Genomic DNA, 546 nt, shown 5'->3' with positions numbered 1-546 from the left:
GATACTGCCTGCGCGCTGGGGGTGCAGGTCGAGCGTTCGCGCCTGCTGCTGATGCTGGTGGCGGTGGTGCTCACCGCCGCCTCGACGGCGCTGGCCGGGCCGATCTCATTTATCGCGCTGGTGGCGCCGCATATCGCCCGCCGCCTGAGCGGCACGGCCCGCTGGGGACTGACCCAGTCGGCCCTGTGCGGCGCGCTGCTGCTGGCGCTGGCCGATTACGGCGCCCAACGGCTGTTTATGCCGTGGCAGCTGCCGGTTGGCGTGTTAACCGTCAGCCTCGGCGGTATTTACCTTATTGCATTGTTGATTCAGGAGTCCCGCAAAAAATGAGTGCTGTCCCCTCCCGTTTGCGCGGCGAGCAGTTAACCCTGGCCTACGTGAACAAGACCATCGCCGAGTCGCTGAACGTGACCATCCCTGACGGTCACTTCACCGCCATTATCGGCCCCAACGGCTGCGGCAAGTCGACGCTATTGCGCACCCTCAGTCGCCTGATGACGCCCGCCAGCGGCCACGTCTGGCTCGACGGCGCGCAGATCCAGCAGT

At 65.8% G+C, this 546-nt stretch carries 2 protein-coding genes; both read left to right on the top strand.

Translation table 11 applies throughout. From position 1 onward, the window contains the following. A partial coding sequence (locus PKE79_RS16775) for an iron chelate uptake ABC transporter family permease subunit (RefSeq protein WP_271174802.1) occupies positions 1–330 on the top strand: 330 nt, incomplete at its 5' end. Then, on the top strand, positions 327–546 hold a 220-nt coding region (locus tag PKE79_RS16770), incomplete at its 3' end, for an ATP-binding cassette domain-containing protein (RefSeq protein WP_271174801.1). The genes PKE79_RS16775 and PKE79_RS16770, both read left to right, overlap by 4 nt.

Source organism: Microbacterium barkeri (assembly GCF_027921765.1).
Lineage (GTDB): Bacteria > Actinomycetota > Actinomycetes > Actinomycetales > Microbacteriaceae > Microbacterium > Microbacterium barkeri.
The sequence above is the reverse complement of the archived record's forward strand: the minus strand, read 5'-3'. Positions and strand labels throughout refer to the sequence as shown.